The 23,533-nt window shown below is 63.4% G+C and carries 22 protein-coding genes; 15 read left to right on the top strand and 7 right to left on the bottom strand.

The features are described 5' to 3' along the window. Positions 1-116 precede the first annotated feature (116 nt). The gene (locus tag AC0L2B_RS29510; protein ID WP_473747887.1) at positions 117-1,073 is read left to right on the top strand and encodes a sugar-binding transcriptional regulator; all 957 of its coding nucleotides are present in this window, start codon (positions 117-119) and stop codon (positions 1,071-1,073) included. An 11-nt stretch (positions 1,074-1,084) separates the two neighbouring features. On the opposite strand, the gene AC0L2B_RS29515 is transcribed toward AC0L2B_RS29510, so the two are convergent. Next, on the bottom strand, positions 1,085-1,279 hold the full coding sequence (locus AC0L2B_RS29515; protein ID WP_473747888.1) for a hypothetical protein: 195 nt from the start codon (positions 1,277-1,279) through the stop codon (positions 1,085-1,087). Positions 1,280-1,389: 110 nt separating this feature from the next. Between AC0L2B_RS29515 and gcvA (AC0L2B_RS29520) the strand changes: the two genes are divergently transcribed. The 9 genes from gcvA (AC0L2B_RS29520) to AC0L2B_RS29560 all read left to right on the top strand — a co-directional run bounded on the left by gcvA (AC0L2B_RS29520) (position 1,390) and on the right by AC0L2B_RS29560 (position 11,616). After that, the gene (gcvA, locus tag AC0L2B_RS29520) at positions 1,390-2,298 is read left to right on the top strand and encodes a transcriptional regulator GcvA (RefSeq protein WP_473747890.1); all 909 of its coding nucleotides are present in this window, start codon (positions 1,390-1,392) and stop codon (positions 2,296-2,298) included. Between the two features lie 190 nt (positions 2,299-2,488). Continuing rightward, positions 2,489-3,799 (top strand): ABC transporter substrate-binding protein, encoded by a 1,311-nt coding sequence (locus tag AC0L2B_RS29525; RefSeq protein WP_473747891.1) that lies wholly within the window; start codon positions 2,489-2,491, stop codon positions 3,797-3,799. Positions 3,800-3,920: 121 nt separating this feature from the next. Then, positions 3,921-4,793 carry a carbohydrate ABC transporter permease gene (locus AC0L2B_RS29530; protein ID WP_091596287.1) on the top strand — a complete coding sequence of 291 codons (873 nt, stop codon included), beginning with the start codon at positions 3,921-3,923 and terminating at the stop codon, positions 4,791-4,793. A 208-nt stretch (positions 4,794-5,001) separates the two neighbouring features. After that, positions 5,002-5,826, top strand: coding sequence for a carbohydrate ABC transporter permease (locus AC0L2B_RS29535; protein ID WP_023801521.1), 825 nt, complete (start codon positions 5,002-5,004; stop codon positions 5,824-5,826). A gap of 50 nt (positions 5,827-5,876) precedes the next feature. After that, the gene (locus tag AC0L2B_RS29540) at positions 5,877-6,881 is read left to right on the top strand and encodes an ABC transporter ATP-binding protein (protein WP_473747892.1); all 1,005 of its coding nucleotides are present in this window, start codon (positions 5,877-5,879) and stop codon (positions 6,879-6,881) included. Next, the gene (locus tag AC0L2B_RS29545) at positions 6,878-7,648 is read left to right on the top strand and encodes an L-iditol 2-dehydrogenase (protein WP_473747893.1); all 771 of its coding nucleotides are present in this window, start codon (positions 6,878-6,880) and stop codon (positions 7,646-7,648) included. The genes AC0L2B_RS29540 and AC0L2B_RS29545 overlap by 4 nt, the downstream gene beginning before the upstream one ends. 182 nt (positions 7,649-7,830) lie before the next feature. Then, positions 7,831-9,309, top strand: a complete 1,479-nt coding sequence (locus AC0L2B_RS29550; protein ID WP_473747894.1) for a mannitol dehydrogenase family protein — start codon at positions 7,831-7,833, stop codon at positions 9,307-9,309. A gap of 40 nt (positions 9,310-9,349) precedes the next feature. Next, complete coding sequence (locus AC0L2B_RS29555) at positions 9,350-10,033, top strand: HAD-IA family hydrolase (RefSeq protein WP_473747895.1); 684 nt, start codon at positions 9,350-9,352, stop codon at positions 10,031-10,033. Then, positions 10,030-11,616, top strand: coding sequence for an FGGY-family carbohydrate kinase (locus AC0L2B_RS29560; protein ID WP_473747896.1), 1,587 nt, complete (start codon positions 10,030-10,032; stop codon positions 11,614-11,616). Before AC0L2B_RS29555 ends, AC0L2B_RS29560 begins: the two co-directional genes overlap by 4 nt. A 19-nt stretch (positions 11,617-11,635) precedes the next feature. Here the strand turns inward: AC0L2B_RS29560 and AC0L2B_RS29565 are convergent, their stop codons facing one another. Further along, a complete protein-coding gene (locus AC0L2B_RS29565) occupies positions 11,636-12,214 on the bottom strand; it encodes a histidine phosphatase family protein (RefSeq protein ID WP_473747897.1) in 579 nt (192 codons plus the stop codon). Positions 12,215-12,460: 246 nt separating this feature from the next. On the opposite strand from AC0L2B_RS29565, the gene AC0L2B_RS29570 reads away from it, so the two are divergent. Next, positions 12,461-13,864, top strand: coding sequence for an MATE family efflux transporter (locus tag AC0L2B_RS29570; RefSeq protein WP_473747898.1), 1,404 nt, complete (start codon positions 12,461-12,463; stop codon positions 13,862-13,864). Between the two features lie 41 nt (positions 13,865-13,905). On the opposite strand, the gene AC0L2B_RS29575 is transcribed toward AC0L2B_RS29570, so the two are convergent. The 5 genes from AC0L2B_RS29575 to speB all read right to left on the bottom strand — a co-directional run bounded on the left by AC0L2B_RS29575 (position 13,906) and on the right by speB (position 17,657). Then, positions 13,906-14,271, bottom strand: a complete 366-nt coding sequence (locus AC0L2B_RS29575) for a hypothetical protein (RefSeq protein WP_473747899.1) — start codon at positions 14,269-14,271, stop codon at positions 13,906-13,908. A 115-nt stretch (positions 14,272-14,386) separates the two neighbouring features. Next, positions 14,387-15,034, bottom strand: a complete 648-nt coding sequence (locus AC0L2B_RS29580; protein WP_473747900.1) for an amino acid ABC transporter permease — start codon at positions 15,032-15,034, stop codon at positions 14,387-14,389. Further along, the gene (locus AC0L2B_RS29585) at positions 15,031-15,699 is read right to left on the bottom strand and encodes an amino acid ABC transporter permease (protein ID WP_023801531.1); all 669 of its coding nucleotides are present in this window, start codon (positions 15,697-15,699) and stop codon (positions 15,031-15,033) included. The genes AC0L2B_RS29580 and AC0L2B_RS29585 overlap by 4 nt, the downstream gene beginning before the upstream one ends. Before the next feature lie 21 nt (positions 15,700-15,720). After that, positions 15,721-16,518, bottom strand: a complete 798-nt coding sequence (locus AC0L2B_RS29590; RefSeq protein ID WP_473747901.1) for a transporter substrate-binding domain-containing protein — start codon at positions 16,516-16,518, stop codon at positions 15,721-15,723. Positions 16,519-16,595: 77 nt separating this feature from the next. Further along, a complete protein-coding gene (speB, locus tag AC0L2B_RS29595) occupies positions 16,596-17,657 on the bottom strand; it encodes an agmatinase (RefSeq protein ID WP_473495073.1) in 1,062 nt (353 codons plus the stop codon). Between the two features lie 223 nt (positions 17,658-17,880). Here speB and gcvA (AC0L2B_RS29600) point away from each other — a divergent pair, with 223 nt between their 5' ends. The 4 genes from gcvA (AC0L2B_RS29600) (at position 17,881) to AC0L2B_RS29615 (ending at position 23,507) form a co-directional block, all read left to right on the top strand. After that, the gene (gene gcvA / locus AC0L2B_RS29600; protein ID WP_473747903.1) at positions 17,881-18,855 is read left to right on the top strand and encodes a transcriptional regulator GcvA; all 975 of its coding nucleotides are present in this window, start codon (positions 17,881-17,883) and stop codon (positions 18,853-18,855) included. A 193-nt stretch (positions 18,856-19,048) separates the two neighbouring features. Next, positions 19,049-20,353 (top strand): nicotinate phosphoribosyltransferase, encoded by a 1,305-nt coding sequence (gene pncB / locus AC0L2B_RS29605; RefSeq protein WP_473747904.1) that lies wholly within the window; start codon positions 19,049-19,051, stop codon positions 20,351-20,353. Positions 20,354-20,524: 171 nt separating this feature from the next. After that, positions 20,525-22,033 carry a hypothetical protein gene (locus AC0L2B_RS29610; RefSeq protein WP_473747906.1) on the top strand — a complete coding sequence of 503 codons (1,509 nt, stop codon included), beginning with the start codon at positions 20,525-20,527 and terminating at the stop codon, positions 22,031-22,033. 169 nt (positions 22,034-22,202) lie between these two features. After that, positions 22,203-23,507, top strand: a complete 1,305-nt coding sequence (locus AC0L2B_RS29615; RefSeq protein WP_473747907.1) for an ABC transporter substrate-binding protein — start codon at positions 22,203-22,205, stop codon at positions 23,505-23,507. Positions 23,508-23,533: the final 26 nt, after the last annotated feature.

Below are 23,533 nucleotides of genomic sequence, written 5' to 3' on the forward strand. Positions count from 1 at the left end.
AGGCACCCCGGGAGCTTACCTAAGCAATTGCCCTGTCTGCAGGCAATTGCTTACAAACGCATTCCCGGGTAAAACCAAGGCGCTCCCGCTCGGTGCTGGGGCAGGGAGGCAGCAAGTTGAATTCCCGGCAGGACAGCGGCAGCAACAGGCTGGACGACGCGGCGCGTGCCGGCTGGCTCTATTATGTCGCCGGCAACACGCAGGACCAGATTGCCTCGACGCTCGGCATCTCACGGCAGACGGCGCAGCGGCTGGTGTCGCTGGCGGTATCGGAAGGGCTGATCAAGGTGCGTGTCGACCACCCGATCGCCAATTGCCTCGACCTCGCCGCCCGGCTGAAATCGCGCTTCGCCCTCGATCTGGTCGAGGTGGTTCCAAGCGATTCCGCCTCCTCCTCGACTATTGGCGTCGCCGTGGCGGCGGCCGCCGAGATCGAGAGGCGGCTGCGCTCGCCGGTGCCGATCGTCATGGCGATCGGCACCGGCCGCACGCTGAAGGCGGCAATCGAGCAGCTGCCGCCGATGGAATGCCCGCAGCACAAGGTGGTGTCGCTGACCGGCAACATCTCGCCCGACGGTTCGGCCGCCTTCTACAACGTCATCTTCACCATGGCCGACAGGGTCAAGGCACGCTCCTTCCCGATGCCGCTGCCGGTCATCGCCTCCTCGCCGCAGGAGCGCGAGATGCTGCTCAGCCAGCCGATGATCCAACCGACGCTGGCGCTTGCCGCGGAAGCCGACGTCACCTTCGTCGGCATCGGCGATCTCGGCCCCAAGGCGCCGCTTTACGAGGACGGCTTCATTTCGGAGAGTGAATTGAAAGCGCTGCAAAAGGCAGGCGGCGTCGCCGAGATCGTCGGCTGGGTGTTCGATCGCGAAGGCCGGATGATCGAGGGCATCACCAATGACAGGGTGTCGTCGGCATCGTTGCCGTCGCGAGAAAAATCGCTGGTTATCGCACTCGCCATGGGCGAGCGCAAACTGCCGGGCATCCTTGCAGCTGTGAACCGGCGGCTGGTCAACGGTCTCATCACCGACGAGCGGACCGCCGCCGCCTTGCTGGCGGCCAGCTGATTTGCGATAAATCAAGCAGAGCTATTTGCGCCGGCATAAGGATCGTTGCCGTCGAGCAAACCCATGTCGCGCTGCAGATGCGGCGGCAATTCCCTGATGTCGAGATAGGCCCGTTTCCTGGCTCCGTGCCGCGCCAATCCACGCGCCAGCCGCAAAAACCAGCCTTGGCCTGGCGTCAGAAATAGCTTTTCCTGTACAATGGTCATGATCTTCAGCCTTCGTTATCTCTAGACGAGAGTGATCGTCGACCTCAAATATCGGCCGGATCGGCCCTTGCTGCCAATCAAACGTCGATCACGGCCCATAAGGAGGACTTATGCCCGAACTCAAGTCACGGCAGGTCTCACAACTCCCTCCGCTTCAGGCGATCCGGGTGTTCGAGGCGGTGGCGCGGCATCTTTCCTTCACCAAGGCCGCCGGCGAGCTTGGCATGACGCAGGCGGCGGCGAGCTATCAGATCAAGCTTCTGGAAGAGCGCGTCGGTGCGCCTTTGTTCCTGCGCCGGCCAAGGCAGATCGTGCTGACCGAGGCGGGGCAACGCCTGGCGCCTGCGGTCAGCGAGGCGTTCGCCTTGTTGGCTGGAGCCTATGTTGCGGCGCGCAGCGGCGCCGACGGAGTACTTTGTGTCTCGACGCTGCTGACCTTTGCCTCGAACTGGCTGGCGCAGCATCTTGGTTCGTTCCAGGTCGCGCATCCGTCGCTGGCGGTGCGTCTCGATACATCGAACCGCCTCGTCGACTTCGCCCGCGAGGACATCGACATCGCCATCCGTTCGGGCGGCGGAAACTGGCCGGGCGTGGAGGTGCACAAGCTTTTCAATGCGGACTTCACGCCGATGCTGAGCCCGAAACTCGCGGCGACCATCGGCGGGGTGAAGGAGCCGGCCGATCTGTTGCGCCTGCCGATCCTCGACCCCGGCGACATCTGGTGGCGGGACTGGTTTATCGCCGCCGGCCTGCCGGTCGAGGAACTGGCCAAGCGCCCCGGCTCCAGCATGGGGGCGCAGGCCTATGAGGCCAACGCCGCGATCGCCGGGCAGGGCGTGGCGATCGTAACGGCCGCTCTTTTCAAGGCCGAGCTTGCCGATGGCCGCCTGATCCAGCCTTTCGATCTGGTCGGCGACGACGGCCACGCCTATTGGCTGGTCTATCCCCAGGCGCGGCGCAACGTGCCGAAGATCCGCGCTTTTCGCGAATGGATCCTGGCTGAGATTGCCGGCCAATAGTCGATAATCCACCCGGTCAAGCGGGCACCGACATCCGGCCTGTTCGCGCGCAAGAATCCTCCGGAGCAAGATCCGCACGAGGCTGCGTGCTGCGCTGCAGCAACGAATCCGGCTTGACATAAATCACGCGAGGTGAGTAATTGCTCACAGCCAAAGCAAATGCTCAGCTTGGTCCATGGGAGGAATTTTGATGAAACTTCGCACGCTCACCCTGGGTCTGTTGTCGGCCAGCACCCTCGCGTTCGCCGCGCATGCCGAATCCATCACCATCGCCACCGTCAACAATGGCGATATGGTCCGCATGCAGACGCTGACCGACGATTTCACCGCCAAGAACCCCGATATCCAGCTCCAGTGGGTCACGCTCGAGGAGAACGTGCTGCGCGAGCGCGTCACCACCGACATCGCCACCAAGGGCGGCCAGTACGACGTGATGACCATCGGCACTTACGAAGTTCCGATCTGGGCCAAGCAGAGCTGGCTGCTGCCGCTCGACAAGCTCGGCGACGACTATGACGTCAAGGACATCATCCCGGCCATCGCCGGTGGCCTTTCGGTCGACGGCACGCTTTATGCAGCACCGTTCTATGGCGAAAGCTCGTTCGTCATGTACCGCAAGGACCTGATGGAGAAGGCCGGGCTGACCATGCCCGACGCGCCGACCTGGGACTTCGTCAAGCAAGCCGCCGAGAAGATGACCGATCGCGCCAATGGCGTGAACGGCGTCTGCCTGCGCGGCAAGGCCGGCTGGGGCGAGAACATGGCCTTCCTGACCGCCATGTCGAACTCCTTCGGCGCACGCTGGTTCGATGAGAACTGGAAGCCTCAGTTCGACCAGCCCGAGTGGAAGAGCACGCTGCAGTTCTATGTCGACCTGATGAAGGCCAATGGCCCGGAGGGCGCGTCTTCGAACGGCTTCAACGAAAACCTGGCGCTGTTCCAGCAGGGCAAGTGCGGCATGTGGATCGACGCCACCGTCGCTGCCTCCTTCGTCTCCGACCCGAAGAACTCAACGGTCGCCGACAAGGTCGGTTATGCGCTGGCGCCCGACAATGGCCTGGGCAAGCGCGGCAACTGGCTGTGGGCGTGGTCGCTGGCCATTCCCGCCGGCACGCAAAAGGCTGACGCCGCCCAAAAATTCGTATCCTGGGCAACCAGCAAGGCCTATCTCGAGCTCGTCGCATCGAAGGAAGGCTGGGCCAATGTTCCGCCCGGAACACGCACCTCGCTCTACGCCAACCCCGAATACCAGAAGGCGGCGCCGTTCGCCAAGATGACGTTGGACTCGATCAACGCCGCCGATCCGACGCATCCGACCGTCAAGCCGGTGCCTTATGTCGGTGTCCAGTTCGTCGCCATCCCTGAGTTTCAGGGCCTTGGCACCACCGTCGGCCAGCTGTTCTCGGCCGCACTCGCCGGCCAGACCAGCGTCGACGACGCTCTGAAGCAGGCCCAGGACGCCGCCACCGCAACGATGACCGAGGGCGGTTATATCCAGTAGGCTCCTCCCGGTGCCGAAAGCCGGTTGCCTATCTTAACCGGCAGGGGCCGCCCGAATCCCAGTTCGGGCGGCCACCTTCACAACACTGAAAAATTTGGCTGACCTTTGAAGGGTGACCGTCATGGCTACTCAGCAGACCCGTTCGCTTGCCCGCTTCATGATGGCGCCATCCGTGGTGCTGCTATTCGTCTGGATGATCGTGCCGCTGGCATTCACCCTGTGGTTCTCCTTCCAGCAGTACAATCCGCTCAACCCGATCCGCGACGGCTTCGTCGGCTTCTCGAATTACGCGCTTTTCTATTCCAATCCGGCATTCCTGCAGTCGATCCTCAACACGCTTATCCTCGTGGCCAGCGTGCTTTTGATCACGGTGATCGGCGGCATCCTGCTGGCGCTGCTGATCGACCAGCCGATGTGGGGACAGGGCATCGTCCGCATCCTCGTCATCTCGCCGTTCTTCGTCATGCCGCCGGTCGCCGCGCTGGTCTGGAAGAACATGATCATGCATCCGCAATACGGCGTCTTTGCCGACATTGCGCGTTTCTTCGGCGGGCAGCCGATCGACTGGTTTGGCCAATACCCGATGCTGGCGATCATCATCATCGTCGCCTGGCAATGGCTGCCGTTTGCGACGCTGATCCTGTTGACCTCCCTGCAGTCGCTCGACGGCGAGCAGAAGGAAGCCGCCGAGATGGACGGCGCCGGTTTTGTCAGCCGCTTCATCTATCTGACGCTGCCGCATATGTCGCGCGCCATAACCGTCGTCATCCTGATCCAGACGATCTTCCTTCTGTCGGTCTATGCCGAGATCCTCGTCACCACCAATGGCGGCCCGGGTTACGCCTCCACCAACCTGCCCTTCCTCGTCTACCAGAAGGCGTTGCTGGAGTTCAAAATCGGCCAGGCATCCGCCGGCGGTATCATTGCCGTCATTTTAGCCAACATCGTCGCCTTCTTCGCCATGCGCGCGGTCGGCAAGAACCTGGACAAATAAGGGAGGAAACGATGGCACGGGCGCTGAACCACCCCCACTCCGTCCCGCTGCGCGGGACACCTCTCCCCCTGCCCGGGGGAGAGGAAACGCCTGCATCGAAGCCGCGCCCTTCCTCTACCCCGTCGATCGGGGGAGAGGTGGTTTGCGCAGCAAACCGGAGTGGGGGTCGACCCTGCCGCCAACATCGCCGCTACGGGAGGACCTGACCATGGCACGTGCAGTCAGCACCCAGCACAAGACGATCGCGACCGCGGCCGCCTGGATCGTCGCCCTGCTGATCTTCTTCCCGATCCTTTATACGATCATCACCTCGTTCAAGTCGGAGCAGGAGGCCATCCAGGGCTTCAACCTGTTTCCGTCGGGAACCACGGAAAGCTACACCGCGGTCGAGGCGCAGAGCGGCTACTTCAAGTTCTTCCTCAACTCGGTGTTCCTGTCGGTCGGCTCGACCATCCTGGCCTTGCTCGTCGCCATACCGGCGGCCTGGTCGATGGCGTTCTCGCCGGGCAAGTGGACCAAGGACATCCTGATGTGGATGCTTTCCACCAAGATGATGCCGGCGGTCGCCGTGCTGTTCCCGATCTACCTGATCTTCCGCGATACCGGACTGCTCGACAGCCGCATCGGCCTGATGATCATGCTGATGCTGATCAACCTGCCGATCGTGGTGTGGATGCTCTACACCTATTTTCGCGAGATCCCCGGCGAGATCCTGGAAGCGGCGCGCATGGACGGCGCATCGCTCTGGAACGAGATCGTCTATGTGCTGACGCCGATGGCGGTGCCGGGCATCGCCTCGACGATGCTGCTCAACATCATCCTGGCGTGGAACGAGGCGTTCTGGACGATCCGGCTGACCACCACCGAGGCCGCGCCGCTTACTGCCTTCATCAGTTCCTTCTCCAGCCCGCAAGGGCTGTTCTGGGCCAAGCTTTCGGCGGCCTCGACGCTGGCGATCGCGCCGATCCTGATCATGGGCTGGTTCAGCCAGAAGCAGCTGGTGCGCGGCCTGACCTTTGGCGCCGTGAAGTAACACCGCCGCAAGCGATGAACGACGGACAATAACCCCTCGGGGAGGAAACCATGGGAAACATCACGCTCAAGCACGTCTCCAAGTCGTTCGGGTCGACGATCATTATTCCGGGCATCGACCTGGTCATCGAAAACGGCGAGTTTGTCGTCTTCGTCGGCCCGTCGGGCTGCGGCAAGTCCACGCTGCTGCGACTGATCGCCGGGCTGGAGGACACCACCGCCGGTACCATCAACATCGACGGCCGCGACGTCACCGGCGAGGCGCCGGCCAGGCGCAAGCTGGCCATGGTGTTCCAGTCCTATGCGCTCTATCCGCACATGACGGTGGCCAAGAACATCGCCTTCCCGCTGAAGATGGCGGGCGAGGACCAGGCCACCATCGACCGGAAGGTCAAGGACGCGGCGCGCATCCTGAACCTCACCAACTATCTCGATCGCCGCCCCGGCCAGCTCTCCGGCGGTCAGCGCCAGCGCGTCGCCATCGGCCGCGCCATCGTGCGCCAGCCATCGGCTTTCCTGTTCGACGAACCTCTGTCCAATCTCGACGCAGCACTGCGCGGCACCATGCGGCTGGAGATCAGCGAACTTCATCATCAGCTCAAGACGACGATGATCTACGTCACCCACGACCAGGTCGAGGCGATGACCATGGCCGACAAGATCGTCGTGCTCAACGCCGGCAACATCGAACAGGTCGGCTCGCCGATGGAGCTCTACAAGACGCCGAAGAACCTGTTCGTCGCCGGCTTCATCGGTTCGCCCAGGATGAACCTGATCGAAGGCGCGCCGGCGGCCAAACATGGCGCCAAGACCGTCGGCATCCGTCCCGAGCATATGAACATCTCGACGACTTCAGGCGAATGGAAAGCCACGGTCGGTGTTGCCGAGCATCTCGGCTCCGACACGTTTCTGCACGTTCAGGCCGACGGTGTCGGGCCGCTGACGGTGCGCGCCGACGGCGAACTGGCCGCCCATCACGGCGACACGATCTATCTGACGCCGGACCAGACCAAGCTGCACCGCTTCGGCGCCGACGGAAAGGCGATGTTGCAATGAGGCTCGAGGGTAAATCGGCGCTGATCACCGGATCGGCGCGCGGCATCGGCCGGGCGTTCGCCGAAGCCTATGTTCGCGAGGGCGCCACCGTCGCCATCGGCGACATCAACCTTGAAGCCGCGGAAAAGGCCGCTTCGGAGATCGGTGGCAAGGCTTACGCCGTGAAACTGGACGTCACCGATCTCGCTTCGATCGAGGCGGCGGTCAAAGCGGTCGAGACAGGGGCCGGCGGACTGGACATCCTGGTCAATAACGCCGCTTTGTTCGACCTGGCGCCGATCGTCGAGATCAGCAAGGCGAGCTACGACAGGCTGTTTTCCGTCAATGTCGCCGGCACGCTGTTCATGCTGCAGGCAGCCGCCCGCTCGATGATCGCGGCTGGCCGAGGCGGCAAGATCATCAACATGGCGAGCCAGGCCGGGCGCCGCGGCGAGGCGCTGGTTGCCGTCTACTGCGCTAGCAAGGCAGCCGTCATCTCACTCACCCAGTCGGCCGGCCTCGACCTGATCAAGCACCGCATCAACGTCAACGCCATCGCGCCCGGCGTCGTCGACGGCGAGCACTGGGACCATGTCGATGCCCTGTTCGCCAAATACGAAAACCGGCCGAAGGGCGAGAAGAAGCGGCTGGTCGGCGAAGCCGTGCCTTACGGCCGCATGGGCACGGCGCAAGACCTCACCGGCATGGCGGTGTTCCTGGCCAGCGATGACGCCGAATACATCGTCGCCCAGACCTACAATGTCGATGGCGGCCAGTGGATGAGTTGAACTTTCCTTCTCCCTTGGGGGAGAAGGTGCCGAGTGAAACGAGGGCGGACGGGGGGTGTTCTGATGCAGCACTTCGTCCAGCACCCCTCAACCGTCTCGGCGCTGCGCGCCGATCCACCTTCTCCCACAAGGGGAGAAGGTCAGGCAGGCGCAGGCGCCGCAATGAGAAGGCGTTTGTTAAAATGACCGTAAAACTCTCATCGGCGGCACTGTCCCGCCTGCCGGAAAAAGTCGTCGGCCCGAAATATGATCGCGCCGCGCTCAAAGCCGGCATCGTGCATTTCGGCGTCGGCAACTTCCATCGCTCGCACCAGGCCGTCTATCTCGACGACCTGTTCAATGCGGGCGTCGGCCACGACTGGGCAATTGTCGGCGCCGGCGTTTTTGAGGGCGAAAAGGTCGGCCGCGGCAAGTTGCAGGAACAGGACTGGCTGACCACCGTGGTCGAGCAGGATTCTGGCCACATCAGCGCCCGCGTCACCGGCGCCACGATCGACTTCCTGATGCCGGGCGATGCAGCCGCGATCTTAGAACGGCTTGCCGACCCGGCGATAAGGATCGTTTCGCTGACCATCACCGAGGGCGGCTACTTCATCGATCCGGCATCCGGCGTGTTCAATCCGACCCATCCCGATATCGTCGCCGACGCGCAGCCGGGAGCAATGCCGAAGACTGTCTTCGGCATCATTCTTGCCGGGCTGTTGCGCCGCCGCGACGACGGCATAGTACCGTTCACGATCATGTCCTGCGACAACATCCCCCACAACGGCCATGTCACAGCCGACGGCGTCATCGGGCTCGCGCGGCTGATCGACGAGAAACTGGCGACCTGGGTGAGCGAGAACGTCGCCTTTCCCAACGGCATGGTCGACCGCATCACGCCGGCCACCACCGACCGCGAGCGCGGCATTCTGTCGAGCGAGTTCGGGCTCGACGACAATTGGCCGGTATTTTGCGAGCCGTTCAGGCAATGGGTCCTGGAGGACCATTTCACCGACGGCCGCCCGCCGCTGGAAAAGGTCGGCGTGCAGTTCGTCAGCGATGTCGCACCCTACGAGCTGATGAAGATCCGCATCCTCAATGGCGGCCATGCGACCATCGCCTATCCGGCCGGGCTGATGGACATCCATTTCGTCGACGAGGCGATGCAGGAGCCGCTGGTGCGCGGTTTTCTCGAAAAACTGGAGCACGACGAGATCATCCCGACGGTGCCGCCGGTGCCGGGTACCGTGCTGGAGGACTATTACCAGCTCATCGAGCACCGCTTCTCCAATCCGAAGATCGGCGACACCATTCGCAGGCTTTGCCTCGACGGCTCCAACCGGCAGCCGAAATTCATCATCCCGACCATCGCCGACCGGCTGAAGGCCGGCAAGGGCGTCGCCGGCCTGGCGCTGGAATCGGCGCTCTGGTGCCGATATTGCTTCGGCACCACGGATTCAGGCGCGGTCATCGAGCCCAATGATCCAAGTTGGGACCGGCTGCAGACGACCGCCAGGGCAGCAAAGGCTGCGCCTGCCGCCTGGCTGGCCATGGAGGACATCTATGGCGAGGTCGGCCGCTCGACGCCGTTTGTCGAGGCCTTTGCCAAGGCGCTCGAGGCGCTCTGGGCCGATGGCGCACGTACGACGCTGACGCGCTACCTCGCCGGCAACCTCTAAGATCGGCTCAATGCATGTCCCCGCCGATGAGGGCCCTGCAATGACGCCTGACCTGGTCATTTTCGACTGCGACGGCGTGCTGGTCGACAGCGAGGGGCTGTCCGTTTCGGCGCTGCTTAGCATGATCACGCTTGCCGGCGGCAGTGTCAGCGAGGATGCCGCCTATGAGCATTTCCTCGGCAAAAGCATGAAAAGCGTTCGCGAAATCCTCGGTCGCGACTTCGGACTTGATATCACCGACCAGCACCTGAGCGCGATGCGCGTCGGGCTGATGCGCAAGTTTCGCGACGAGCTGCAGCCGATCCCCGGCATCGGCCAGGTTTTGCCGAGGCTTACCGCGCCATGCTGCGTTGCTTCCTCCGGCACGCTGGACCGCATCCGCTATGCGCTCGACGTCACCGGGCTGCTCGGGCTGCTCGAGCCGCATCTGTTCAGCGCCGCCATGGTGGCGCGGGGCAAGCCGGCGCCGGACCTTTTTCTCCACGCAGCCGCCAAAATGGGAGCGATCCCGCAAAATTGCGTCGTCGTCGAGGACAGCCCCGTCGGCGTCGCGGCGGCACGGGCGGCGGGAATGCGCGTCCTCGCCTTCACCGGCGGCTCGCATGCCGGCAACCCGGCACTGAAAGCGCGGCTTGCGTCGAGTGAACCGGACTTTATATTCGCTGACATGCTGCAACTGCCCGATCTGATTGCAGGCCTGGGAGCGAGAGTAAGAACATCTTGACGAACAGTTTCGTTTGCGCGGTCGATGTCGGCACCGGGAGCGCCCGTGCGGGCATTCTCGACACCGGAGGCACCTTGCTCGGCCGCGCCGAGCATCCGATCGTCATGAACCGGCCGAAGGCCGATCACGCCGAGCACGATTCGCAGGATATCTGGTCGGCGGTCTGCATTGCGGTGCGCGCGGCCAATGAAAAAGCCGGCGTGGCAGCGCAGGACATCGTCGGCATCTCCTTCGACGCCACCTGCTCGCTGGTGGTGCGGGGCAAGGATGGTGGCCAGCTCAGTGTCTCGGTGACAGGCGAAAGGCGCTGGGACACCATCGTCTGGCTCGATCACCGCGCCATTGCCGAGGCCGATGAATGCACCGAAAGCGGCCACGCCGTGCTCGACTATATCGGCGGCGTCATGTCGCCGGAAATGGAGACGCCGAAGCTGATGTGGCTGAAGCGCAACCTGCCCGCGACATGGAACGAAGCCGGCTATCTATTCGACCTCGCCGACTTTCTCAGTTGGAAGGCAACCGGTTCGCTTGCCCGCTCGCAATGCACGCTGACCGCCAAATGGACCTATCTGGCGCATGAAGAGACCGGCTGGCGGCGCGACTTCTTCAAAGCCGTCGGGCTCGGCGATCTTTTCGAGCATGGCAATCTGCCTGACAAGGCCAGCCCGGTCGGCGCCGATATCGGCCGGCTGAGTAAGCAAGCCGCAGCCGAGCTTGGCCTGACCGAACAATGCCGGGTCGGCGCCGGCGTCATCGACGCCTATGCCGGCGCGCTCGGCGTGCTCGGCGGCTTCGCCGGCGATGAAACCAACATCGGCCGGCATCTGGCGCTGATCGCCGGCACTTCGAGCTGCGTAATGGCGATGTCGCCCGACCCGCAACCCTTTGCCGGGGTCTGGGGCCCGTATTGCGGCGCGGCGCTTCCCCGGCTTTGGCTGTCGGAAGGCGGCCAGTCGGCCACTGGCGCGCTGCTCGATCACATCATCCGCTGGCACGGCGCCGGCGGCGAGCCGGACGCCGCCATGCACGCCAGGATTGCCCGGCGCGTTGTCGAGTTGCGCGCCATAGAGGGCGAAAATCTGGCCGGAAGGCTGCATGTGCTGCCGGATTTCCACGGCAACCGCTCGCCGCTCGCCGACCCGCATGCCGTCGGCGTCATCAGCGGCCTGACGCTGGATTCCTCTTTCGACAGCCTGTGCAAGCTGTATTGGCGCACCGCCGTCAGCATTGCGCTCGGCGTGCGCCATGTGCTGGAAGCGCTGAACGAGAACGGCTATCTGATCGACACGCTGCATGTTACCGGCGGTCACACCAAGAACCCGCTGTTGATGGAGCTTTATGCCGACGCCACCGGCTGCACGGTGGTCGAGCCGCTGGCCGATGAGGCGGTGCTGCTCGGCACCGGCATGATCGCCGCCACCGCCGCCGGGCTTTTTCCCGATTTGAACGCCGCCTGCGTCGCCATGCAGCAAGGCGGCAAGACGCGAGAGCCCAATTCGGCGGCCGCCGGCCGGTTCGACCGCGACTACCGCGTGTTTTTGGAGATGCACCGGCAGCGGCAGGCGCTGGACGCGATCAGGTAGTCTCGAATGGCTTGTACCGCTACCTCTGGTTCCAGCGCCGGATAATTGGCTCGCCAAGGTCGTGCTCATAACCGAGCACGCTTGTGCTGGCGGTATCCAGCACGAAGAGCGCGCCATCTTGCGGCGGCAGGCCGAGCCAGCGCGCCGTCAGCACCCGCAGGAAATGCGAGCTTGAGAACACCAGGATATTGCCGTTGACGTCGCGCAATTCATTGACGATCCGATCGGCCCTCGCGCCGACATCCTCTGCCGCCTCGCCGTCAGGGCAGCCATCGCGAAACAGACGCCAGCCGGGACGCTCGATGAGGATCTGCTTCGTGGTCAGTCCCTCGTAGGCGCCGTAATCCCATTCCGCCAGGTCGGCCTTCTTCACGCCGGCCGAACCGAAGCCGGCCAGCGCGCAGGTCTTGAAGGCGCGCTGCGACGGGCTCGACCAGGCTGCTTGGAACGAAAGCCCCTTCAACCGCTCGGCGACCCGCCCGGCGGCCGCCTCGCCGGCTGCCGTCAACGGTATGTCGGTCAGGCCGGTGTGCTTTCCCGACGCGCTCCATTCCGTCTCGCCATGCCGAACGAGGTAGATTTCGGGAAACGCGCTCATCCGCATGCCTTTCGATGGAATCCGATGTGATGACCGCTCTTCAGATCGGCCTACGACGCTATCATAGCGGCTTCTGCGCCCTCTGGCTCAACTCTTCCCCTGAGTCAGCCCCCTTGCCATAGCTGCCCATTTCGTGGACAAGCCGTGCGGATAATGCGGAATCCGGGTCGATCACGGCCATTTTCCGCGCTGAGACGCGGCTTCCGGCCCTTTTTGCCGACGCGCCGCAATCGGATAGGCGAAAAAATGTCTGCGATCGAAGCCGGCGTGCGCGCGCCGGAAAATCTTTGGCGTCGGGAAATCAAGGCGACGCTGGCGCTCGCCTGGCCGATGGTGCTCACCAATCTCGGCCAGACCGCGATGACCGCCACCGATGTCATGATGATGGGGCGGCTGGGTCCGGACACGCTGGCCAGCGGCGCGCTCGGCGCCAACCTCTATTTCATGCCGCTGATCTTCGGGCTCGGCCTGATGCTGGCGACCTCGCCGATGATCGCCACGGAACTCGGCCGCCGTCGCCACTCGGTGCGCGATCTGCGCCGCACCGTGCGGCAGGGCCTGTGGCTGGCGATCCTCATCTCAATCCCGATCTGGATATTTCTCTGGTACGGCGAGGCGGTGTTGCTGGCCATGGGCCAGGAACCGGCGCTGGCACACCAGGCCGGAATCTACCTGCGCTGGCTCGAATGGGCGGTGCTGCCCTTCTACGGCTATATCGTCCTGCGCTCGTTCATCTCGGCGCTGGAGCGGCCGGGTTGGGCGCTGGTCATCGTCTTCGTTGCCGTCGCCTGCAATGTGTTCTTCAACTGGGTGTTCATGTTCGGCAATCTCGGCGCTTCTTCGATGGGCATTGCCGGCTCCGGCCTCGCCACCACGCTGTCCAGCATGCTGATGTTTGCCGGCATGGCGGCGGTGGTGATGCTTGAGCCAAAATTTCGCCGCTACCAGCTGTTCGGGCGCTTCTGGCGGGCCGATTGGCCGCGCTTCAAGGGCCTGCTGCGGCTCGGCCTGCCGATCGCCGGCCTGCTTGCCTTCGAGGTGACGATCTTCAACGCGGCGGCCCTTCTCATGGGCCTGATCGACGCCGCCTCGCTCGCCGCGCATGCCATCGCCATCCAGATCGCCTCGATCAGCTTCATGGTGCCGCTCGGCCTCAACCAGGCGGCGACGGTACGCGTCGGGCTCGCCCATGGCGCCGGCAATCCGGAAGGTGTTTCCCGCGCCGGCTGGACCGCTTTTGTCATCGGCGTCTCGTTCATGGCGCTGATGGGGCTGGTGATGATCCTGTGGCCGCAACTGCTGATCAGTGCCTTCATCGATCTCGGCGACCCGGCCAATGCCACTGTGATCGGGCTTGCCGTGTCGTTCCTGGCCTTTGCCGCGCTGTTTCAGATTTTTGATGGCGCCCAGGCCGTGGCCGCCGGCATGCTGCGCGGCCTGCACGACACCCAGGTGCCGATGATCTATGCCGCGATCGGCTATTGGGGCATCGGCCTCCCGCTCGGCGTCCTGCTCGCCTTCCATTCCGGGCTCGACGGCATCGGCATCTGGATCGGCCTGTCGTTGGGGCTGGCGGTGGTGGCGGCGCTGCTCCTGGCGCGCTGGCTGCGGCGCGACAAGATCGCGCCGCCGCTCTCCTTTGGGCATTGATGAAAGCGGCTTCGTCACGAAGCAGGACGGGGTCGTGACGTCTATGGATATCTCGTCCGATTTGCGATTGCGGCCTGTGGGCTTAAGTCGCTTTGCAACTCCTTTGGCAGTGGAAGGCTTGAGCACCCCAAGTGCACCGCGCGGGCGAACAATTTTCGTTGCTTCTGCTGGTGCTCCTTGATGGCTGCTGCGAGCCCTAATCCGTACGGGCCAAGAAAGACGCCGGTTCCCCAGCCCGGCTGCTTTTTTTCGCGAGCGTCGTAGTCCGAAGCCTCCATGCGGGCTTGCTGGCATTCCGGCGACGCCCATTTCCGGTCTTGCTTCGAAAGCGACGCTCCATAGTCGACCGGAGAGGTCGCGCACCCGGCTACTGTCGCGGCCAACGCGACGAACATTGCAATTCTCATCCCCAAGCCCTTGATAAGCATTGTGAGAGTACACAGAACTCTTCTTCCAACAAGGAGATAGCTCCGAAGAAGCGAAGAAGGTGTTGGAACGCCAAGCGCAGAGGCGGCTTGCTAGCTAGTTTGAAGTCGCCCGTCGTTCAAGCGAACGGGCATATTGCGTCAGCGGGAAGCACATGACGAAGAAGATCAAGGCGACCAGCCCATAGACGGTGAACGGCTCGAAGGTCGCATTGTTGATGGCGTTGGATGTCCTGACCAGTTCCTCGAAACCGATGATCGAGGTCAGCGCGGTCGACTTGATCAGCTGCACCAGGAAACCGACGGTCGGGGCGCGGGTGATCGAAAACGCCTGCGGCAGGATGATCAGCCTGAGTTCCTGCAGATAGTGAAGGCCGAGGCTGGCGCCGGCGTCCCACTGGCCGCGCGGCAACGCATCGACGCCGCTGCGCCAGATCTCGGCGAGATAGGCGCTGGCGAAGAAGGTCAGGCCAAGTGCTGCGGCGGTCCACGGTTCGATGCGCAAGCCCAGCATCGGCAGGCCGAAGAACATCAGGAAGAGCTGCATGAGCAGCGGCGTTCCCTGGAAAAGCGCGATGTAGCCCGACGCAAGCCGTCGCGCCCATTTATTCTTGGCGATCCGGAAGAACAGCACGACCATGCCGACCACGCCGCCGCCGAGGAAGGCCGCCAGTGACAGAAGCGCCGTCCAGCGCGCGGCGAGCAGGAGGTTGCGGACGATATCCCAGAAGGTGAATTCGATCATGACACGCCGGCTCCCAGAGCGCGGCGGCCGCCGCTGACCAGCAGCCGGCGCAGCCCCATCGACAGGACGAGATAGACCATCGTCACCACGAAATAGGTCTCGAAAGCACGGAAGGTGCGCGCCTGCAGCATGTCGGCCTCGTAGGTCAGTTCGCGCACCGCGATCTGCGACACCACGGCGGACTCCAGCATCATGATGATGATCTGGCTGGTCAGCGCCGGAAAGATCACCTTGAGCGCTTGCGGCAGCACGATCTTGACGAAGACCTGACGCAGCCTGAGCCCAAGCGCAAGGGCTGCTTCCGTCTGCCCGCGCGGCACCGCGTCGAGCCCGGCGCCGACGATCTCGATCGTGTAGGCCGCCATGTTGAGCGTCATTGCCAGCATGGCGGCCAGCAGCGGATCGAGCCTCACGCCGATGCTGGGCAACCCGAAGAAGATGAAGAACAGCTGCACAAGGAACGGCGTGTTCCTGATAATTTCGACATAGACGCCGATTGCCCGCTTGAGCAGCAAGGGGCCGTTTCGCCGCCCTGCTGCGCCGAGGATGCTGAGGAACGTTCCTGCCAGCGTGGTCACGGCGATCAAAAGGATCGTCATGGCCGCCCCGCGCGCGATCGCACCTGTCGCATCGGCAAGCCAGCCGAAGTCGAGGCTGTAGCCCATGATAGGTCCTTACCTCGGAGATCAATCCTTGAGGTTGTCGGGATTGAGCGGTGTTTTGAGCCAGGCTTTCGAGCTTTCGTCCAGCTTGCCGTCGGCCAGCATCTTGGCGACCGCGTCGTTGACCGCCTGCTTCAGGCGGTCCTCGTTCTTGTTGAGGCCGATATGCGAGGGCGAGGTGAGAAGCTGGAACTTCTGCTCCGGCTTCAGTGCCTCCTGGCGGGCGAGCACCTGGGCGCCGACATCGTTGCCGACGACCATCAGTTGCGTCTGACCCGAGATGAAGGCCTGGATGACGGAATTATAGTTGTCGAAACGGCGGATGTCGGCCGAGGCGGGTGCTGCCTCGGTCAGCGACGTATCTTCCAGCGTGCCGCGGTTGACGGCGATCGACTTGTCGGCGAGATCGTCCTTGCCTTCGACCTTGAGCGCGGCCGGGCCGATGACGGCGATATAATAGGGCGCGTAGGCGGCGGCGAAATCGATCACCTGCTCGCGCTCCTTGGAGTAGCCGACGCTCATCAGGATATCGACGCGCTTGTCGGTAAGATACGGGATGCGATTCTGCCCGGTCACGCTGACCAAGTTGAGCTTGACCTTGAGGTGGTCGGCGATGAACTGCGCCACGTCGACGTCATAGCCCTTGATGCTCATATCGGCACTGGCCGAGGAGAAGGGCGGAAAGTCGGAGAAAATGCCGACATTGATCGCGCCGGCCTTAGTGATGTCGTCGAGCGCGTCGGCATTGGCGGCCTGGGTGGCAAGACCGAGGCCGGCGAGCAGCAGCACGGCGGCGATGGATGATTTCATGTGAAATGTCATTGTCGTTCCCCTGCTGGAAGCTTGTTTTGTTTGAATGCGGCCGCCGGCTCCAGCGCGGCGGTCGCCTTGGATGTGCGTTAAGCTCGCTTGCCTGAGATCGCCGGGCTGAACACCATCAGGCTGAGGATTTCGAACAGCACCTGCGCGCCGGCATGGGCCGTGTTGGTGGTTGCGTCGTATTGCGGCGCCACCTCGACGACGTCGCCGCCGACGATGTTGAGCCCTTTGAGGCCGCGCAGAAGTTCAAGCACTTCCCGCGTCGTCAGCCCGCCTACTTCCGGCGTGCCGGTGCCCGGCGCAAAGGCCGGGTCGATGCTGTCGATGTCGAAGGACACATAGGTCGGGCCATCGCCGACTATTCTGCGCGCCTTCGCGATGATGGCTGGGATGCCGAGGCCGGTCACCTCTTCGGCATGCACGACGGTCATGCCGGATTCGTAGGTGAACTCCCACAGATATTCGGCCGATCCGCGGATGCCGATCTGGATGGTGCGCGACGGGTCGAGCACCCCGTCGAGCACCGCGTTGCGGAACGGCCCGCCATGGTGGAACTTGGTCATGTCGAACAGGCCGCTGGTGTCGCAGTGGGCGTCGATATGGATCATGCCGACCGGCGCTTTTTTGCCGACAGCCTTCAGGATCGGATGGCTGATCGAATGATCGCCGCCGACCGAAAGCGGAATGACGCCGGCGTCGACGATCTGGTTCGTCCGGCGCTCGATGTCGTCATGGCTGGTTTCCAGCCGGTAGCGGCTCTGGAACGGCACGTCGCCGATGTCAGCCACCTTCAGTTCGTGTGTCGGCGCGCATTCCAGCACATGGTTGTAGGGGCCGATGCGCTCGATGGCGCGCAGTGCCCTTGGCCCGAAGCGGGCGCCCGGCCGGTTGGTCACGCCAAGGTCCATCGGCACGCCGATCATCGCCACCTGCAGATCGCCGAAATCAGGATTGTCGGCGGCTATTTCCCGGTAAGGCGCGCTGAGGAAGGTCGGGATGCCGGAATAGGGCGCCAGCCGCGTGCCGCTCTTGGAAAAAATCTTGTCGGCGACGCGCCGGAATTTTGGGTCGAACATCTCGCCGCCATGGCTTTCGCCATATTTGCGGCGCAACGCTTCGAGCTTGCCGCTGTTATAACCCATGTCGGTCCTCCATGGCTGGTGCAGTGCGGCCATCAATGACGGTCGCCATTCCTGCCGGCTGCCTGCGGATTTCACGTCTTGATGCTGTACGAGCCAAAGTGTCTTGCAGCTGCATTGAAAAATCAATTGATATTGTTAGGGTGTTTGCTGTGAGAAAATCTCACATTGATGTCGAGCACGGTCTTATCCAGAACCGGGCGGATCGTGTTCCTTTGAGGCTCCGATGGCCAAGCGTCTGCCTCCCCTGAATCCATTGCGGGCCTTCGAGGCGACGGCGCGCCATGCCTCGCTGACCAAGGCGGCGGCTGAGCTCAACGTCACCCACGGCGCCGTCAGCCATCAGATCAAGGCGCTCGAACAGTCGCTGGGCGTCAAGCTGTTCCAGCGCGCCGGTCAGCGGGTGAAGCTGACGCCGCACGGCGCCGAATTGCTGCCGGCGGTGTCGACTGCCTTCGACGGCATCGCCGCCGCCACCCAGCGCATGACAAGGCCGGCGAGCACCGGCGCCCTGTCGGTGTCCTGCGTGCCGGCACTGCTGCTGCTGTGGATGATCCCGCGGCTCGGCAGCTTCACCTCGCAGTATCCCGATATCAGGCTGACGCTGATCCCGTCGAATGATGCCAAGGACGTCCGCGCGCCACATATCGATATCTGCGTGCATTATGGCGATGGCAGCTGGACCGATTGCTGGATGCGCAAATGGTCGGGCCTCGAACTGTTCCCGGTGGTCAGCCCGACGCTGATCAACAACCGTCCGATCCGCACCGTGCGCGATCTCGCCGATCACGTCTTCCTGCACGGGGACGACGGCCGCGAATGGCACACCTGGCTGGCCGCCGCCGACGCGCTGGATCTGGAGCGCGGCCGCCGCCATCATCTCGGCGACGCGCGCATGGCGAGCGAGGCGGCGGTCCACGGCCATGGCGTGGCGCTGGGCGATACGGTGACAGCAAGCGGACTGCTTGCCAGGGGACTGCTGGTCGCGCCGTTCAGCCTGTCGGTGCCGGCGGTCGACGATTTCTATGTCGTCTGCCGCAACGAGATGAGGTCGGCGCCGATCGTGCAGCTGTTCATCGACTGGCTGTTTGCCGAAAAGGAGCAGGCCGACGGCCGAGCCGATTCGCCGGTGGCGGGCCGCATCGGCATCCGCAGGAAGCGTCCGGCGCTGAGGGTGATCGGCGCCAAAAGCGCGCCCTGAAGTTGCTGCAGCCGACGCAGCGCGCTTCCCGCAGCCTTTTCTTTTTGTCGGGCCAGCCGGCAAAGCGGGAGGCGCATTCAAAAATTCAATGCTAAGAGGCATTTGGAGCAATTCCCGGAATAGTGCGCAGCGGTTTTCCCGGGAAAAGCGCTAAATGAAAAGCTAGGGCGAGCAGCGAAGGCGGCATCGAGACATGACCAAGACCGATATAGCGCGGCGCGTCTACAACCACACCTGGAAGCTCGACCCCATTGTCCGCAGCCTGCTCGACACCGATTTCTACAAGCTGCTGATGCTGCAGATGATCTGGGGCATGTATCCCAAGATCGACACCACCTTCTCGCTGATCAACCGCACCACCTCGGTTCGCCTTGCCGAGGAGATCGACGAGGCAGAATTGCGCGATCAGCTCGACCATGCCCGCACCTTGCGCTTCTCCAAGAAAGAGATGATCTGGCTTGGCGGCAACACCTTCTATGGCCGCAAGCAGATATTTGAACCGGAATTCCTCGCCTGGCTCGAGAATTTCCAGTTGCCGGAATACGCGCTTTCCAAGTGCGATGGCCAGTACGAGCTCACTTTCAGCGGTCCGTGGATGTACACGACGCTGTGGGAGATCCCGGCGCTGGCAATTATCAATGAACTTCGATCTCGCGCCGCCATGCGGGCGTTCGGGCCGTTTGCGCTCGACGTGCTCTATGCCCGCGCCAAGGCCAAGATGTGGGCCAAAACCGAGCGGCTGAAAGCGCTGCCGGATATCCGCATTTCGGATTTCGGCACCCGCCGCCGCCATTCCTTCCTGTGGCAGCGCTGGTGCGTCGAAGCGCTGAAGGAAGGCATCGGCGAGGCTTTCACCGGCACCTCCAACGTGCTTTTGGCCATGGACAACGACCTCGAGGCGCTCGGCACCAACGCGCATGAACTGCCGATGGTGTTCGCCGCGCTCGCCAATTCGGAAAAGGAAATGAAGCAGTCGCCCTACAAGGTGCTGCAGGACTGGCAGCGCTACTATGGCGGCAATCTGCTGATCGTGCTGCCGGACACCTTCGGCACCGCGGCGTTCCTGCGTGACGCGCCGGACTGGATCGCCGACTGGACCGGTTTTCGCCCCGACAGCGCGCCGCCGATCGAAGGCGGCGAAAAGATACTTTCCTGGTGGCGCGGAAAGGGCAAGGACCCCAGACAGAAGCTTCTGATTTTCTCCGACGGGCTCGAGGTCGAGACCATCGAGGAAACCTACCGCCATTTCCACGGCAAGGTGCGCATGTCCTTCGGCTGGGGCACCAACCTGACCAATGATTTCGAGGGCTGCGCGCCGACCAAAACCAACCGGCTCGACGCCATCTCGCTTGTCTGCAAAGTCACCGAGGCCAATGGCCACCCGGCGGTCAAGCTCTCCGACAATCCCGCCAAGGCCACCGGCGACGAAAAAGAGATCGAGCGCTATTTGCGCATATTCGGCGAGAAAGACCGCGTGGAGCAGCTGGTCAAGGTGTAAGGGTGAGGGAACTCTTGGGATAGGATGAGTTCCGTCGCGCCCCCCTCTGTCCTGCCGGACATCTCCCCCACTTGGGGGGAGATTGCGCCGTCATTGCCGCTTTCGCCAATCACCAAAGTTGCTAAGGGAAAGCCGGCGGCGAAACTGCCGATCTCCCCCCAAGTGGGGGAGATGTCCGGCAGGACAGAGGGGGGCGCCGTAGAGCGCTGCCAAAGCCAGGTAGCTCAATTGCTCCGCTGGCTCCTTCTGGTCCTCGCACTTACCCTTCCACCCACCTCCGCCTTCGCCCATGCCTCCGATCGCGGCCACGTCCTGCTTCTGCCCACCGGCTACTACGTCGCCGGCGGCGCGTTCGCGGTCGCAGCCAGTTTTCTTGTCCTGGCGCTGCTGCCCTCAGACTTTCCTGCCCGCTTCTGGCGGCGGCGCCTGCCGCTGTTCGCATTCGGCGACGGCGCGCGGGCGGTCGTCAGCTTGATATCCTTTGCCGGCTTTGTAATTCTGATTGCGGCCGGCCTGTTCGGCAGCCGTGATCCGCTCTCCAACCCGCTGCCGCTGGCGATCTGGACGCTGCTCTGGGTTGGCCTGGTTTTACTTCAGGGGCTGTTCGGCAATCTCTGGTCATGGCTCAACCCGTGGTACGGGCCCTGCCGTGTCATTTCGCGCCTGTTCGGCAATCGCAAGGTCGTCAATCGCAAGACATGGCGACCGCCTGCGTGGCTCGGCTGCTGGCCGGCTTTCGCGCTGTTCTTCGCCTTCGCCTGGTTCGAGTTGATCGACCCGGCGCCCGACGACCCGGCGCGGCTCGCCTGGGCCGCCGGCCTTTATTGGCTGCTGAGTTTTGCCGCCATGCTGGTGTTCGGCTACCGCGACTGGACCCGGCGCGGTGAGTTCCTGACCGTCTTCCTCGCCATGGTTGCGCGCTTCGCCCTGCTTGAGCGCGACGAAGGCAAGCGCAATGAAGGCGGGCGCAATGAAGTCGAGCGCAAGGAAGGCGGTCGGCTCAGTCTGTGCTGGCCGGGCGCCAAGCTCAGCAATGCCGCGCCGCTGTCGCTCAGCGGCATCGCTTTCCTGCTGCTTGCGCTGTCGTCGGTGTCCTTCGACGGCCTGTCCAAAACCTTCTTCTGGCTCGGCCTGTTCGGCATCAATCCGCTGGAAGTCCCGGGCCGCACGGCGGTGATCGGCATCGGCAGCTTCGGGCTCGTGCTGACGTTCGTCTTGCTTGCAGCCGCGTTCATCATTGCCATTGTCCTTGGCCAGCATCTTGCCGGCAGCCCGCATTCCCTCGGTCAGGCCGCAGGGCTGCTGGTCTGGTCGATCGTGCCGATCGCGCTCGCCTATCACGTTGCGCACTATCTGACGGCGCTGCTCGTCGACAGCCAATATGCGGTGGCTGCGCTTTCCGACCCATTTGGGCTGGGCTGGAACCTGTTCGGCATCGCCGACATGCAGATCGAAGCCGGCGTCGCTGCCGGCGCCGGCTCGGCATGGTGGCTGTGGAATATCCAGGCCGGCGTCATCATCATCGGCCACATGCTCGCCGTGCTCGTCGCGCATGGCCTCGCCTGGCGATTGCACCCGCGTCCCGCTGGCGCCGCGCTCAGCCAGTTTCCGCTCACCGTGCTGATGATCGCCTATACGGTCTTCGGCCTGTGGTTGCTTGCCACGCCTTCGGTCGGGTGAGACAAAACTCCGGCTTCGATGACGTCGATGAGTCCCCGGGGGAAAGCTCGCTTGCCACGTCAGAGCTTTGATGATTTAGTTTGTACACATGCAATTTCGGCGCTCTTACCGAGAGTGGCCCGCGTCGCTACAGCCATTGGTCAAAACTCAAAAAACAAGGGGAACTGCCGTGACTGACAAGAATGGGTTTTTCGATCTCTCCAAGACCGGTTTTACCCGCCGCACCGCGCTCAAGGGGTTGGCCGCGGGCGCCGGCCTTGCCGTCGCGCCTGGGTTCGTGCGCTACAGCCAGGCGCAAAGCTCGGCGCCGATAAAGATCGGCTTCCAGTGCCATCGCACCGGCATCGGCGCCGCCTATGGCCGCTGGTACGAGCGGACCACCGCAGCCGCGGTCAAGGCGATCAACGAAGCCGGCGGCATCAACGGCCGGCCGGTCGAGGTGATCATAGAGGATGACGGCACCGATCCCGGCCGCGGCGCCGAAGTGGTCGGCAAGTTCGCCACCCAGCACAAGACTGACATCATCTACGGCACGCTGTTTTCGCATGTCGTCATCGGCTCGGCGCCCGCCGCCGGCGAGGCCAAGATGCCCTATTTTGTCGTCAGCGAAGGCCACCACGTCGCCTCGACCAAGCTCAACCGCTACGTCTTCCAGCCCGGCATCACCGACGTGAAGAGCCAGATCCAGGCGATGGCGCCGTGGATCGCGGCGAATGCCGGCAAGAAGGTGACGCAGATTTTCCCCGATTTCGCCTTCGGCTACGACCATCGCGACTACCTGCCGCCGGCGCTGAAGGCGCAGGGCGCCGATGTCATCGCCCAGATCGCCATCCCGCCGACGGAATCGTCCTTCACCAAATACTTTCCGCAGATCCCGGCCGAGACCGAGGTGATCTACCACGTCATGGTCGGGCCGGCGGTGCTCACCTTCGTCAAGGAACTCGGCGAATTCTACGGCTCCAGCCGGCCGCAGCTGTTCGGCTTCATCGATTCGCTCGAAGCCACCGACATCAACAGCCCCGGCCTCGAATTCCTCGACGGCAGCCATTTCTGGGAAGGCTCGCCGCGCTACGCGCAGCCAGATGATTCCGCCGCGCAGAAGGCCTATCGCGCCGCCGTCGGCATCGACGACAATGGCGCTGCCGTCGGCGATCCGAAGGACGTCTCCACCGCCGCGCACATGTTCGGCTGCTGGGAAACGCTCTATGTCGTCAAGAAGGCGATGGAGGATGCCGGCTACAAGGGCCCGGAAGACCGTGCCAAGCTGGTCGAGGCGACCGAGGCCTTGACCGAGTTCGCCGAGGGCCCCGAGCATCCGCAAGGGCCGAAGACCTTCAACGGCAAGATCCACCAGTGTTTTGGCATCCAGAACATCTCCAAGGTCGAAGGCGGCCGGCTGAACGTCGTCCACAAGACCAAGATCGAGGACGGCCTCTACGAGCCGGAAGGGGATTACACGACGCAGGCGCTGTGAGCTTGCACCCCGCCAGCGTATAGCCG

It is taken from the genome of Mesorhizobium sp. WSM4815, from assembly GCF_055811575.1.